Below are 14,149 nucleotides of genomic sequence, written 5' to 3'. Positions count from 1 at the left end.
CTAATCAATTAAACACATCATAAATACGGTATAACATCCATAGCCCGTCGCATTTCATGCTGATTTATGGAAACTACTCGAATACTTTCGACTTTGAAAGACGTTCATTTTTAGAATAATCACATTAAAACGCACACGCCAAAAAACTGCATATATATGCAACAAAATAGTTCTATTTCTTAAGGCTGAACTTTCTCTGCCACATTCTGTTCAGTGTCAACTATATGGGAGCGCAAAAAACGTAAATGGATAATAGAAATCCCAACGATGATGAGTGGAACATAGATACTCTTTATTGAGTTTGCGATGTAGATCAGAGTCATTTTAAGTTTACCGACAACGCCAACTGAATGAGACCAGCCCTCTGTATTCCCGTCTGAAAAAATACCAAAAGCAAGGTAATACAACATCAGATACAACAGAATAGATTCTTTCCATTGCCCTTCATTCAAATGCCCGACAGCACTCCAAGATACAAATAATGACAAGAATAAAAGAACAAGTAGACCTAAGAAGTCGATAGGAAAAGACAACATGGTCACGAGTAAATTACCTTTAGCTGCTAGCGTCGCTACCAGTAAGCACACGCAGAACGTCACAATTGCATTATTTAAAACTGTATCACGCATAAATTCGCCTCCTTTTTTAGGAGGCGAATTATGAGATAAAAACAGCCATTGACGCTTAGTTAAAAATGGAGAAACGAGCTACCTCTAACGATTTCATCTTTATTGCACATAAGTTTGCAACACGCTGTGCAAAATCATACTTTATTAAACGAGCTTTACTGCCGTACCAAAGGCAAGAATCTCTGATGAACCGTCCACAATCGAACTGGTGGTAAAACGAATACCGACAACAGCATCTGCTCCTAGGTTCGCGGCATCCTCTACCATTCGTTGAATAGCGATATTTCGGGCTTCAGTCATCATTTCGGTGTAGCCACGAATCTCACCACCAACAATGCTTTTTAAGCCAGCCATGAAATCACGCCCAATGTGCTTTGACTGAACCACATTGCCCGTCACGACCCCTTTTATCTCCGCAATTTCACGCCCTGGAATCGTCTCGGTTGTTGAATAAATCATGTTATACCTCAGCAAGATAATTAGATAACTCAATTAAGTTACCATCTGGGTCTCTAATGTAAACCGATAGGATGTTACCAATTGCACCTGTCCGTTGAACAGGACCATCAATAACCTCGACAGAATGGGAGTCTAAATGGGAGAGCACATTTGCAATTGGCGTATCACATACAAAACATAAATCAGCACTCCCAGAAGCTACTTGACTTGCCTTAGGTTCAAATTCATTGCCAAGCTGATGCAAATTGATCTTCTGCCTTCCATACACAAGTGCAACACGCCCCTCACCAAAGGTGATGCTTTCCATACCAAGCACTCGCTCATAAAAATCCACCGTGGTTGCAATGTCTTTTACTGTTAAAACCAAATGGTCTAATCGATTTATTTTCATCCCTACCTCTTATTACAACGCCTCGCTTGAGATTACTGCCTCTATTTCTATTGCCAAATCAGCATGGATCAAGGCACTTACTTCCACCAGCGAACACGCCGGCAAGTAGCCCTCATAGAAATCAAATAGTACTGAACGAATCGCCGCGAGTTGACTCATATCAGTAATAAATACCGTCAACTTCACCAGATCACGCTTCTCTCGTTGCTCTTCAGCCAGTATTTGCGATAGATAAGATAAAACTGTCTTTGTTTGATCTACTAGCCCCTCAGCTTGGCTCGAAGAGCCTAACGCAGTCAACCCTGAAACATATAAGGTCTCACAGTGTCTAGTAGCATGAACATAAGGACCTGAAACCTGTGGCAAAAATTCATAACTGATTCGTTGAACCATACATTCCTTCCCTAGCGGTTAAGTTTTCGTTTGTTCAGTTGCTCTTTCTAGTCGTGGAGCAACACCATAGTTCGCTTAATGATGTCCTCTAACGGCTGCGCCTTGGTGTCTTTCCTAGCTCTTTTGCTCGTTATGCCGATAAACCCTACCACAGATTAATAACAAAATGATTTAGCAAGCACTGAGATGGAAGTGAGAAGTGAGAAGTGAGAAGTGAGAAGTGAGAAGTGAGAAGTGAGAAGTGAGAAGTGAGAAAACTTACGGATAACAAAACAAAAAGCAATAAAAAAGGAGAGCTAATGCTCTCCTTCTCTTAATCCTAAACTGCTAATTAAAGAGCAGCTTTCGCTTTTTCAACTAGAACAGCAAATGCTGCTTTGTCGAATACTGCGATGTCCGCTAGGATCTTACGGTCGATCTCGATAGATGCTTTCTTAAGACCGTTGATGAAACGGCTGTAAGATAGACCATTTTGACGAGATGCCGCGTTGATACGTGCAATCCATAGTTGACGGAATTGACGTTTCTTAGCGCGACGGTCACGGTAAGCGTATTGACCAGCTTTAGTAACTGCTTGGAAAGCTACGCGGTAAACACGTGAACGTGCACCGTAGTAACCTTTAGCTTGTTTTAGAACTTTCTTATGACGTGCACGAGCTTGTACACCACGTTTTACGCGAGGCATTATGCTTCTCCTAAACTAAACGATTGATAACTAAAAAGAATTAAGCGTATGGCATCATACGAACAACTGCAGCCACTTCACAACGAGGAAGGATTGAGTTTGGACGTAGTTGACGCTTGTTCTTAGTAGTACGCTTAGTCAGGATGTGACGTTTTGTAGCGTGCTTGTACTTAATACCACCAGCAGTTTTCTTAAAACGCTTAGCAGCACCTTTGTTGGTTTTCATCTTAGGCATGATGAATAACTCCGCATTGAGTAGGTTTAATAAACAACGTAATTAGGGCGAACAAAACCCAGCCGCTATACCTTTTATTAGAAGGAAAGGCGGCTAGGTCTTAATTACTTGATGAGCCGTTAATTACTTCTTTTTAGGGGCAAGAACCATGATCATCTGACGGCCTTCGATCTTACTTGGGAAAGATTCCACTACAGCAAAGTCTACAGTGTCTTCTTTCAAGCGATGAAGAACGTCAACACCGATGTCTTGGTGTGCCATTTCTCGGCCACGGAAGCGAATTGTTACCTTCACTTTGTTGCCTTCTTCAAGGAAACGCGTCAGGTTGCGTAGTTTTACCTGATAGTCTCCAATATCAGTTCCAGGACGGAATTTTACTTCCTTAATCTGAACCTGTTTTTGCTTTTTCTTCTGCTCTTTAGCAGATTTGCTCTTTTCAAAGAGGAATTTGCCGTAGTCCATAACACGACAGACTGGCGGCTCAGCGTTAGGACTGATCTCCACAAGATCCATGCCTGCTTCTTCAGCAGCTGCGATCGCTTCTTGAATCGATACAACACCAACTGATTCACCGTCAGCGCCAGTTAGTCGAACTTCACGAACGCCACGAATTTCACCGTTCATACGGTGTGGGTTTTGTTTTACCGGCTGTTGGCCGCGTCTTCCGCCTTTAATAGCTTATTCCTCCAGATTGAGCTTACGGCTAGAGATCTCGTCTTGGATGTATGCGATAAAGTCATCCACTTTAAATTTACCGAGATCTTTACCTTTACGAGTACGTACTGCGATTTCGCCTGCTTCCATCTCTTGGTCACCGACAACAAGCATATACGGTACACGCTTCAAAGTGTGTTCGCGGATTTTAAAGCCAATCTTCTCATTTCTCAAGTCCGCTTTAGCTCTAATTCCACTTTTTTGTAGTTTTTGTACTACTTCCTGAACATAATCTGACTGTTTATCAGTAATGTTCATAAGAATTGCCTGTTCTGGCGCCAACCAAGTTGGGAAGAAACCAGCATATTCTTCGATAAGGATACCAATGAAACGCTCTAGTGAACCTAGAATTGCACGGTGAATCATTACCGGTACAAGACGTTCATTGTTTTCACCTACGTAAGTTGCACCTAGGCGACCTGGTAGGTTGAAGTCTAACTGAACAGTACCACACTGCCACGCACGGTCTAGACAGTCGTATAGCGTGAATTCAATCTTAGGACCGTAGAACGCACCCTCACCTTCTTGAATTTCGTATGGGATTTCCATCGATTCAAGAGACTGTTTCAATGCTTCTTCAGATTGATCCCAGATTTCGTCTGAACCTACACGTTTTTCTGGACGAGTAGACAGTTTCACTACGATGTTGTCGAAACCAAATGTTTGGTACGTATCGTACACCATCTTGATACAGTTTGTTACTTCTTCTTGAATTTGGCTCTCAGTACAGAAAATGTGAGCGTCATCCTGAGTAAAGCCACGTACACGCATAATACCGTGTAGTGCACCAGATGGTTCGTTACGGTGACATGAGCCGAACTCAGCCATACGTAGCGGTAGGTCACGGTACGATTTTAGACCTTGGTTAAAGATCTGTACGTGACCTGGACAGTTCATTGGCTTAATCGCGTATTCACGGTTTTCAGAAGAAGTTGTGAACATCGCATCAGCGTATTTGTCCCAGTGACCAGAGCGTTCCCAAAGAACTCGGTCCATCATTAGCGGACCTTTTACTTCTTGGTAACCGTACTCATCTAGCTTAGCGCGAATGAATACTTCTAGATCACGGAAGATAGACCAACCATTGTGATGCCAGAACACCATACCCGGTGCTTCTTGCTGCATGTGGAATAGGTCTAGTTGCTTACCAATCTTACGATGGTCGCGCTTCGCCGCTTCTTCTAGGCGAGTTAGGTGCGCTTTCAGAGCTTTCTTATCGTGGAAAGCTGTACCGTAGATACGTTGAAGCATTTTGTTGTCGCTGTTACCACGCCAGTATGCGCCTGCCACATTTAATAGTGTGAAATGTTGACAGAAGCTCATGTTAGGTACGTGTGGACCACGACACATGTCGATGTATTCTTCATGGTGGTAAAGACCTGGACGATCATCACGAGATACGTTTTCGTCTAGGATTTCCACTTTGTATGGTTCTTCACGTGATTCAAACGTATCACGTGCTTCCTGCCAGCTTACTTTTTTCTTAACCACTTCGTACTTGGTTTTCGCTAGCTCTTTCATACGCTTTTCAATCTTTTCAAGATCGTCTTGCGTTAGAGACTCGTCTAGGTCGATGTCGTAGTAGAAGCCGTTGTCGATTGTTGGACCAATCGCCATTTTAGCTTGAGGGTAAAGCTGCTTAAGAGCGTGACCAAGAAGGTGAGCACAAGAGTGACGAACGATTTCTAGACCGTCCACTTCATCTTTAACTGTGATGATCTCTAGGCTTGCGTCTTCTTCAATTAGGTCACACGCATCTACGCGGTTACCATTTACACGACCAGCGATAGTTGCTTTTGCAAGACCAGGACCGATCGATTGCGCAACTTCCATAGTAGAAACTGGGTTGTCAAATTGACGCTGACTGCCGTCAGGAAGAGTAATAATAGGCATGCTATGTCCTTTACAGTGGTGTTGCACACCAAGCAACACATGTTATTCAAATTAGAAGATATTTCGAAAGTTGATGACGGTCGCTCGGTAACACGAATACCGGACCTTCATCAGAACGAGGATTGTACCTAGCTCACATTTAGAATGCAAAGAGCGATTTCAAAATGTCATCTAAACTTCATTACTACCAATTCAACACTAAGCCCAAATTGTATAATTATTGCAATTGAACAGCATTCAAAACATGAAGACACTATAGTTAATTTATTGAGTAATCTCATTTTAGGCTTTCATCATGATGGATTTAAGATGGCAACCTACTCTTTTGAGTTGCGCCTTGTTTCTAAGTACCCCAGCGTTCAGCGCATCCGATTTGTATGGTCCACTGCGCTCTTATGCGCAATCTCCAATACAAGTGGTCAGTCATACTAACGTACTTCGCTCTGGGTATAGTCTTCCTTCCGGCTACGTTGAAGCATATGGTTCGGGCACCATCGCAAGTGTCTGGGCTCACACAAGCGATTATTCTCTCGATTACTATCACAACCAACTTGAACTCGGTGGAAAATGGCAAATCAATGACCAGTGGCAATGGGAACTGAACTATCGTTGGGTCTTTGCTGCAGACAACCATTTAGATGGACTGACCGAAAGCTTTCACGACCTATTTGGTATCGGACAAAATGGGCGAGATGAAGTCGACAAGAACCGCTTTTATATGTCGATGCCCGAGTACGACATTTTAATAGAGGATTTTGAAGGTGAAACACTGGCAAACAACCTCTCAACGTATATCCAATACCAAATAATACAAAATGAACATCATGGTTTATCTGTCGGTGGTAGTCTCTACTATAACGATGTCGCTCACGGCTCCTTTAAAGGAAGCAGTTTTGAGCAAGGAGTACAAATTAACTACAGCTACCGACTCAATGCAGCCAATGTATTCTATTCCATGGCGGGGATGACGTTTCGAAATAGTGATCGAGCGCTTGTTGACTTCCCATACCGGCACAACACGGCAGCGCTTGCTGGCGGATATCGTTATGCGTTAAGCAACAATCACCACTTTATCCTTGAATATCATTGGTATCAGGGCTCCACTGAAGGTCCAAGCGAGTTTGCTGACGCATCGAATGAGTTTGTTATTGGTTATCGCTATTTGATGGAGAACTCTGCCATTGAAATCATGGCGATTGAGAATGCGAGAAACATGGATAACAGTACCGATATCGCCTTCACTTTTGGATATCGGTACCTATTCGTTCCAGAAACGGAAAGTTAGATGTTTACAGATTCAATGTCGGCGCAACTGCTGCCGCAACTTCTGAATCAGAAGCTCCAATCGGTAACGAGAAGGAACGGTATTGATCGCCTGACATACTAAATGAACGGTCGATCTCTGCTAAACAGTGGATAATCCCACCATCTAGGATAAATGAGAGTTCGATCTCTTTAGTTGACACAAAACCGTTATTACGAAATTCCAGTTCTTGATAGATACCCGAGCGTGAAGAGAACGTATTGCCACGCAAGAAGCCTTTCTCGACATCTGCTTTCACCATAGTAAAACCCGCTTGTTCGATGGCTTGGATTACACGCGAAGCGACTGGTAACGGCTTAACCTCGATGTAATCTCTATCACGCGGGTCAATCGCAAAGCCAATATCTAGCGTAGTTTCTACCCAAACATGGCATTGATTTTTCTGTGCACTCACAGCTGTGATTGGTGTTTCGTCATGAAGTTTGAGCTCGAATGGCACTTGTTTTTCTTCATTCGGTTGAATGACAAACGGTTCGACCGCTTTAAGTTGGTCTATCGTGAAAGTTTGGTAACTGATACTGTCATCCACTTCCACTTTCATTTCGGTATTGAGCTTGATGGTAATGGCATCAATTTGTTGCTCTACGTCACCACCTTTGATTTGAACATGACCGCGCAGTGTTGCCCCTTGGTACACGCTCATTTCATCTAAGATCGTATCGACTTTAGCTGAGCCGATCCCAAGCGACGCTTTGAGTTTTTTAAACATGCGATTCCTTTGTGACTGTCTATTTTCATTGTTTTGATAAGTCTCTGTTTACACAACTGCAGAAACTCCTGCAAGTAATAGACGACAAGAATGCGGACTAATTCCTTTTATCACTGCACAAAATAGGTATGTTTGTTTGCAATTTGTCCATAGATTACGCACTATTTGTATAGTCAATTAAAAGGAAATCTTTATGTCTGCGCCACTCTACATGCAAATCAAGCAATTCATCCTCGATAAAATTGACTCGGGAGAGTGGATAGTTGGGCATCGTATTGCGACAGAGATCGAGTTGACTGAGCAGTTTGGTGTGAGTCGAATGACCGTCAACAAAGCCATTCGGGACTTAGTCAACGAGGGGAAACTGCAACGTCGCCCTCGCCTTGGGACTTTTGTTTGTGATCCGGCGGAGAAGTCAGAATCGCCCCTTTTAGACATTCGCAATATTGCCGATGAAATCAGTAATCGCGGACGAGAACACCGCAGCGCAGTGTTACAACAAATCGCTATAAAAGCCGATGACGCTATTGCAACCAAGCTTGGCGTGATGTTAGGCACAACAGTATTTTATAGTGAAATCATACACTTTGAAGATAACAACCCGATTCAACTTGAATTGCGTTGGGTCAACAGCCAATATGCGCCAAATTATCTACAACAAGACTTCACTTGTAAGACGCCAAACCAATACCTATCAGACAATTGTCCACTGAGCGCCATAGAGCATACGGTCGAAGCGATTATACCGGATGGACGCGTTAAGCAAGACCTGAAAATGCAAGCCAATGAACCGTGCTTACTCCTCAATCGCCGGACTTGGAGCCAAGATAAACTGGTCAGTACAGCCCTTCTGTATCACCCTGGTAACAAGTACAAATTAAGCTCTAAGATCCTGTTATAAACTGGACGTTACTTCTTCGTTTCGATCACATTTCCGCAACATTAGCCTTGTCAGTGATGCTTTTTTCTCCTATTTATTTGTATATACATTTAAAGAATACGAATTGAAAGGAACGACAAGAATGGATCTGTTGATTGAGAACGCCCGTTTAGTCACGATGCAAGAAGGAGAACATGGTTACCTGCCTTCTCCTCCTGCCCGCGTTGGCATTCGTTCGGGAAAAATCGTTGCCATCAGTACCACAGAAAAAGGCAAAGACAGTGCACAAACCGAATCCATTCTGAATCCAGATCATTACGAACAAACGCTTGACCTTCAAAACAGGTTGTTACTGCCAGGGTTAATAGATTGCCACACCCACCTCGTATACGCGGGTAATCGAGCCAACGAATTTGAAATGCGCCTCAATGATGTGCCTTACGAAACAATCGCCAAGCAAGGCGGCGGTATTCTCTCTACCGTTCATGCCACACGAACCGCAACTAAAGAACAACTAATTGAGCTCGCTTTGCCACGCCTTGACGGTTTGATTGCAAGCGGCGTCACGTCGATTGAAGTCAAATCCGGTTATGGATTAACTCTGGATGATGAAATAAAAATGCTACGTGCAGCCAAAGCCTTGGAACATGAACGTAAGGTTAAGATCACAACCACCTTACTCGCTGCTCATGCGCTTCCTCCAGAATATAAAGATTGCGCTGACGACTATATTCAGCATATTTGTGACGACATTATTCCTCTTGTCGCTCAAGAAAATCTCGCCACCAGCGTCGATGTGTTTTGCGAATCGATAGGCTTTAACTTAGAGCAAACCGAACGCGTCTTTCAATCGGCTACCCAACACGGGTTAAGAGTGAAAGGCCATACTGAGCAGCTTTCTATGCTTGGTGGTACCGCTTTAACCGCTCAATACAATGGTCTGTCTGCCGATCACATCGAATACCTAGATGAACAAGGCGTAATAGCTTTAGCCAACTCTCCAACGGTTGCGACGCTGCTCCCCGGCGCGTATTACTTCCTACGTGAAACCCAATTACCACCGATTGATTTACTCAGAGAACACAAGGTTCCAATGGCGATTGCAACAGACATCAACCCAGGAACATCCCCGTTTGCCGATTTAACCTTGATGATGAACATGGCATGCACACTTTTCCGTTTAACACCACAAGAGGCATTGCGTGGTGTTACGCAAAACGCTGCAAAAGCATTGGGTTACGGAGAATCTCGTGGCGTCATTGATATTGGCTGTGACGCCGATTTCTCCATCTGGGATATCGAGCATCCAGCAGACCTCAGCTATCAAGTCGGGGCAAAACGCTTAGTAGGTCGTATAGTGAATGGTGAATACGTTTCCCACGGAGGGCATTAAAATGTCTCAATCCGATGTAAATCACCCACCCTTTCACTGGCAAGGTCGTCACGATGCCGAAGATGGAGAACAAGGAAAGCGTGTCCACCACGTGATCAAAAATATCTCTACCGAAGAACTACCACATTTAAGCGAAGGCGTTTCAATACTTGGCTTTGCTACCGACGCAGGTGTGGCGCGTAACAAAGGTCGCATTGGTGCGAAGAAGTCACCAGATTTAATCCGTCGTGCCTTAGCCAATCTTGCATGGCATCAGGACGCGCCACTTTACGATATAGGAACCGTCGTTTGTGAAGACGATTTACTAGAGTCAATTCAGAATCTGTGCGCGCATACTATTGCTCAAGTCCTACCCTATAGCCCTGTCGTCGTCTTGGGTGGAGGGCACGAAATTGCGTGGGCTTCATTTTCTGGATTGGCCAAATACTTCAAAACCCATCACCCAGATAAGCAGCCAAAAATCGGTATCATCAATTTCGATGCACACTTTGACTTACGCGCTTTTGAAAGCCCCATTGCAGAGGTAAAGCCAAGTTCTGGTACACCATTCAATCAGATCCATCATTTTTGTCAGCGTAACGATTGGGCATTTCATTACGCCTGCATAGGTGTCAGCCGCAGCAGCAATACTCAGGCTCTTTTTCAAAAAGCAGATCAACTCAACGTCTGGTACGTGGAGGATAATCAGCTTTGTTACATGAACCACAGCTATCATTTAACCCAGCTCCAACACTTTATCGATGACTGTGATTATCTCTATCTGACGATTGATTTGGACGTATTTCCAGCGGCAACTGCACCTGGGGTAAGCGCGCCAGCAGCGAGAGGCGTAAGCTACGACATCCTTGCACCGTTTCTCGATCGAATACTGCATTACAAGAACAAACTCATGTTGGCAGACATTGCAGAGTACAACCCCACTTATGACGTCGATAGCCAAACGGCTCGATTGGCAGCACGTCTGTGCTGGGATATTGCCAATGCCATGGCAGAGAAAGACCATAAACCCAAATAACCGAATTCAATAACACTTAACTCGAATAATGGTTAGTTCTCATGCCAAGTTATTTGAGGAGAAGTAGCCAAGCAGAGACTTGGATATAAACGTGAAACTAAAGGAGTCTTAAAATGACACAGCGCCAGGGACAAGATCCACGACTTGATACAAGCAGAACAATTCGTGCTCCACACGGTACACAACTGCGCGCCAAATCTTGGCTAACGGAAGCGCCACTTCGTATGCTGATGAACAACCTTGATCCAGATGTAGCCGAGCACCCTCACTCGCTTGTCGTTTATGGTGGTATTGGTCGAGCAGCACGAAATTGGGAATGCTTCGATAAGATTGTTGAAGTGTTAGAAAGACTCGACGATGACCAAACTTTACTCGTCCAATCAGGCAAACCTGTCGGCGTTTTTCCGACGCATAAAAACGCGCCGCGCGTGCTGATTGCGAACTCAAACTTAGTGCCACATTGGGCGAATTGGGAACACTTCAATGAGCTCGATAAAGAAGGCTTGATGATGTACGGTCAAATGACCGCAGGCAGCTGGATTTACATTGGCTCACAAGGCATTGTTCAAGGTACTTATGAGACCTTTGTGTCTGTGGCGAAAAAGCACTTTAAGGGTGATGCCAAAGGTCGCTGGATCTTAACTGGGGGCCTTGGTGGCATGGGTGGTGCTCAACCTCTTGCTGGCACCATGGCTGGCTTTTCCATGATTGCGGTCGAGTGTGACGAATCACGCATCGATTACCGCCTACGTACCGGTTATGTTGACAAAAAAGCAACGTCTTTGGATGAGGCACTAGCGATGATCAAAGAATCTGACGCACCAATTTCAGTTGGTCTACTGGGCAATGCAGCAGATATCTTCCCAGAGCTTGTAGAACGTAACATCACACCAGACGTAGTAACAGACCAAACCTCTGCGCACGATCCATTGAATGGTTACTTACCTCAAGGTTGGAGCATGTCACATGCAGCAGACATGCGTTTACAAGATGAAGCGAGCGTAGTTAAAGCAGCCAAACAGTCGATGGCGATTCAAGTGAAAGCTATGTTGGAGCTTCAAAACCGAGGCGCGGCAACGCTCGATTACGGAAATAACATCCGTCAAATGGCTTTAGAAGAAGGCATTGAGAACGCGTTTGACTTCCCTGGCTTTGTACCGGCTTACATTCGCCCGTTATTCTGTGAAGGCATCGGACCGTTCCGCTGGGCAGCATTATCTGGAGACCCAGAGGACATCTACAAAACCGACCAAAAAGTGAAAGAGCTGATCCCGGATAACCCACATCTACATAACTGGCTAGACATGGCACGCGAACGCATTCAGTTCCAAGGTCTACCAGCACGTATCTGCTGGGTTGGTTTGAAAGATCGAGAACGTTTAGGTCAAGCCTTTAATGAAATGGTGAAAAACGGTGAGCTCAAAGCCCCTGTCGTCATTGGTCGTGACCATCTAGACTCAGGGTCTGTAGCAAGCCCGAACCGTGAAACCGAAGGCATGATGGATGGCTCAGACGCCGTTTCAGACTGGCCACTACTAAACGCATTGCTGAATACCGCAGGGGGTGCGACATGGGTATCTCTTCACCATGGTGGTGGCGTAGGTATGGGCTTCTCACAACACTCTGGCATGGTGATTTGTTGTGACGGCAGTGATGACGCGTCGGAGCGCATTGCACGTGTTCTACATAATGACCCAGCAACGGGGGTTATGCGTCACGCTGATGCAGGATACGACATCGCAAAACAATGTGCAGCTGAGCAAAAACTGGATTTGCCAATGCTCAATGAAGAACTGAAAAAGCTGAAGTAAGGATGAAAGACATGCTCAATTTAACGCTAAAGCCAGGTCATATTAGCTTAAACGAACTACGCCAAGTGAGCCGCTCACCCGTAAACCTTACTCTGGATCCAAACGCGATTCCAGCAATAGAAGAAAGCACTCAAGTGGTCGATCGAGTGATTGCAGAAGACCGGACGGTTTACGGCATTAACACCGGCTTCGGTTTGCTAGCAAATACACGCATTGCACCAGAAGATTTGGAAACACTGCAGCGCAGTATCGTGCTTTCTCATGCGGCTGGTATCGGCAAGTTCATGTCAGACGAAACCGTTCGTTTGATGATGGTATTAAAGATCAACAGCCTCGCCCGTGGCTTCTCTGGCTTACGTTTAAAAGTCATCAACATGTTGATTGATTTGGTGAATGCTCAGGTCTACCCATGCGTCCCTCAGAAGGGCTCTGTAGGCGCATCTGGTGACTTAGCACCATTAGCTCATATGAGTACGGTTCTTCTTGGTGAAGGTCAAGCTCGCCATAATGGCAAAGTGATTGCAGGTCTAGAAGCACTGCAAATCGCCGGTCTTGAGCCAATCACTCTTGCTCCAAAAGAAGGGTTAGCACTGCTTAATGGTACTCAAGCGTCAACAGCATTTGCACTAGAAGGTTTGTTCATTACCGAGGACCTGTTCTCATCAGCGACGGTTTGTGGTGCGATGTCAGTAGAAGCGGCTTTAGGCAGTCGTCGTCCGTTCGACCCACGTATCCATCGTGTTCGTGGTCATCGTAGCCAAATGGATGCCGCCTTGGCGTACCGCCACCTGTTAGAGGCGACCAGCGAGATTGGTGAATCTCATACCAACTGTGAGAAGGTACAAGATCCTTATTCACTGCGTTGCCAACCTCAAGTAATGGGAGCTTGTTTGCAGCAAATTCGCAATGCAGCAGACATTCTACAAGTGGAGGCCAACTCTGTGTCGGATAACCCGTTGGTCTTTGCGGAAGATGATGACATCATCTCCGGCGGTAACTTCCATGCAGAGCCAGTCGCTATGGCGGCGGATAACCTTGCACTTGCGATTGCTGAAATTGGTAGCCTGTCTGAGCGACGCATGGCACTACTTATAGATAGCGCTCTATCTAAGCTTCCTCCCTTCTTAGTCGACAATGGCGGCGTGAACTCCGGCTTTATGATTGCTCAGGTGACGTCGGCAGCATTGGCAAGTGAAAACAAAACATTGGCTCACCCAGCTTCTGTCGATAGTTTGCCAACATCCGCAAACCAAGAAGATCACGTTTCGATGGCTACTTTTGCTGCTCGTCGTTTAAAGGAAATGGGAGAGAATACACGTGGCATTTTGGCGGTTGAATACTTGTCAGCTGCTCAAGGGCTAGATTTCCGTGCACCAAACAAATCTTCAGAGCGTATCGAAATTGCCAAGCAAATGCTGCGTGAGAAAGTGTCGTTCTACGATAAAGACCGCTACTTCGCGCCAGATATCGAGCAAGCCAATGCACTACTCAAGCTCGCTCTGCACAACGCATTAATGCCAGAAAGCTTACTACCAAGCGTGCATTAATACATAATGAGTGATGACTTTAAAGGCTCCTGCGTGGAGCCTTTATTGTATTTATATATACCCAAGTAACC

General features: G+C 45.0%; 15 protein-coding genes. 6 read left to right on the top strand and 9 right to left on the bottom strand.

Annotation, left to right across the window (positions count from 1 at the left end; all coding sequences use genetic code 11):
* Positions 1-179: 179 nt before the first annotated feature.
* The 8 genes from VHA02S_RS10315 to thrS form a co-directional block, all read right to left on the bottom strand.
* Positions 180-629: a hypothetical protein gene (locus VHA02S_RS10315; protein WP_038897610.1), complete on the bottom strand. Its 450-nt coding sequence runs from the start codon at positions 627-629 to the stop codon at positions 180-182.
* Positions 630-773: 144 nt separating this feature from the next.
* A complete protein-coding gene (locus VHA02S_RS10310; protein WP_005443150.1) occupies positions 774-1,088 on the bottom strand; it encodes a heavy metal-binding domain-containing protein in 315 nt (104 codons plus the stop codon).
* A gap of 1 nt (position 1,089) precedes the next feature.
* The gene (locus VHA02S_RS10305) at positions 1,090-1,479 is read right to left on the bottom strand and encodes a VOC family protein (protein ID WP_009697353.1); all 390 of its coding nucleotides are present in this window, start codon (positions 1,477-1,479) and stop codon (positions 1,090-1,092) included.
* Positions 1,480-1,491: 12 nt separating this feature from the next.
* A complete protein-coding gene (locus VHA02S_RS10300; RefSeq protein WP_017190336.1) occupies positions 1,492-1,872 on the bottom strand; it encodes a RidA family protein in 381 nt (126 codons plus the stop codon).
* A 331-nt stretch (positions 1,873-2,203) separates the two neighbouring features.
* A complete protein-coding gene (rplT, locus tag VHA02S_RS10295; protein ID WP_004727974.1) occupies positions 2,204-2,557 on the bottom strand; it encodes a 50S ribosomal protein L20 in 354 nt (117 codons plus the stop codon).
* Between the two features lie 40 nt (positions 2,558-2,597).
* A complete protein-coding gene (gene rpmI / locus VHA02S_RS10290) occupies positions 2,598-2,792 on the bottom strand; it encodes a 50S ribosomal protein L35 (protein WP_005445589.1) in 195 nt (64 codons plus the stop codon).
* Positions 2,793-2,915: 123 nt separating this feature from the next.
* The gene (gene infC, locus VHA02S_RS10285; RefSeq protein ID WP_074050532.1) at positions 2,916-3,467 is read right to left on the bottom strand and encodes a translation initiation factor IF-3; all 552 of its coding nucleotides are present in this window, start codon (positions 3,465-3,467) and stop codon (positions 2,916-2,918) included.
* A gap of 3 nt (positions 3,468-3,470) precedes the next feature.
* Positions 3,471-5,399 (bottom strand): threonine--tRNA ligase, encoded by a 1,929-nt coding sequence (gene thrS, locus VHA02S_RS10280; protein ID WP_005445593.1) that lies wholly within the window; start codon positions 5,397-5,399, stop codon positions 3,471-3,473.
* A gap of 295 nt (positions 5,400-5,694) precedes the next feature.
* On the opposite strand from thrS, the gene VHA02S_RS10275 reads away from it, so the two are divergent.
* Complete coding sequence (locus tag VHA02S_RS10275; protein ID WP_038897611.1) at positions 5,695-6,684, top strand: DUF3187 family protein; 990 nt, start codon at positions 5,695-5,697, stop codon at positions 6,682-6,684.
* Between the two features lie 4 nt (positions 6,685-6,688).
* Here VHA02S_RS10275 and VHA02S_RS10270 read toward each other — a convergent pair whose 3' ends face one another.
* On the bottom strand, positions 6,689-7,432 hold the full coding sequence (locus VHA02S_RS10270) for a sporulation protein (protein ID WP_009697351.1): 744 nt from the start codon (positions 7,430-7,432) through the stop codon (positions 6,689-6,691).
* A 193-nt stretch (positions 7,433-7,625) separates the two neighbouring features.
* On the opposite strand from VHA02S_RS10270, the gene hutC reads away from it, so the two are divergent.
* From hutC to hutH, 5 genes are all read left to right on the top strand, one after another.
* Positions 7,626-8,333 (top strand): histidine utilization transcriptional repressor HutC, encoded by a 708-nt coding sequence (gene hutC / locus VHA02S_RS10265; RefSeq protein WP_005445599.1) that lies wholly within the window; start codon positions 7,626-7,628, stop codon positions 8,331-8,333.
* 121 nt (positions 8,334-8,454) lie between these two features.
* Positions 8,455-9,705, top strand: a complete 1,251-nt coding sequence (hutI, locus tag VHA02S_RS10260; RefSeq protein WP_038897613.1) for an imidazolonepropionase — start codon at positions 8,455-8,457, stop codon at positions 9,703-9,705.
* Position 9,706: 1 nt separating this feature from the next.
* On the top strand, positions 9,707-10,720 hold the full coding sequence (gene hutG, locus VHA02S_RS10255) for a formimidoylglutamase (protein WP_038897614.1): 1,014 nt from the start codon (positions 9,707-9,709) through the stop codon (positions 10,718-10,720).
* 113 nt (positions 10,721-10,833) lie between these two features.
* Entirely contained in the window at positions 10,834-12,531 is a 1,698-nt protein-coding gene (gene hutU, locus VHA02S_RS10250) for a urocanate hydratase (RefSeq protein WP_009700165.1), read from the top strand.
* An 11-nt stretch (positions 12,532-12,542) separates the two neighbouring features.
* Entirely contained in the window at positions 12,543-14,078 is a 1,536-nt protein-coding gene (gene hutH / locus VHA02S_RS10245) for a histidine ammonia-lyase (protein WP_038897631.1), read from the top strand.
* The last annotated feature ends 71 nt before the right edge of the window (positions 14,079-14,149 follow it).

Source organism: Vibrio harveyi NBRC 15634 = ATCC 14126 = KCTC 12724, from assembly GCF_001591145.1.
Classification (GTDB): Bacteria; Pseudomonadota; Gammaproteobacteria; order Enterobacterales; family Vibrionaceae; genus Vibrio; species Vibrio harveyi.
The sequence above is the reverse complement of the archived record's forward strand: the minus strand, read 5'-3'. Positions and strand labels throughout refer to the sequence as shown.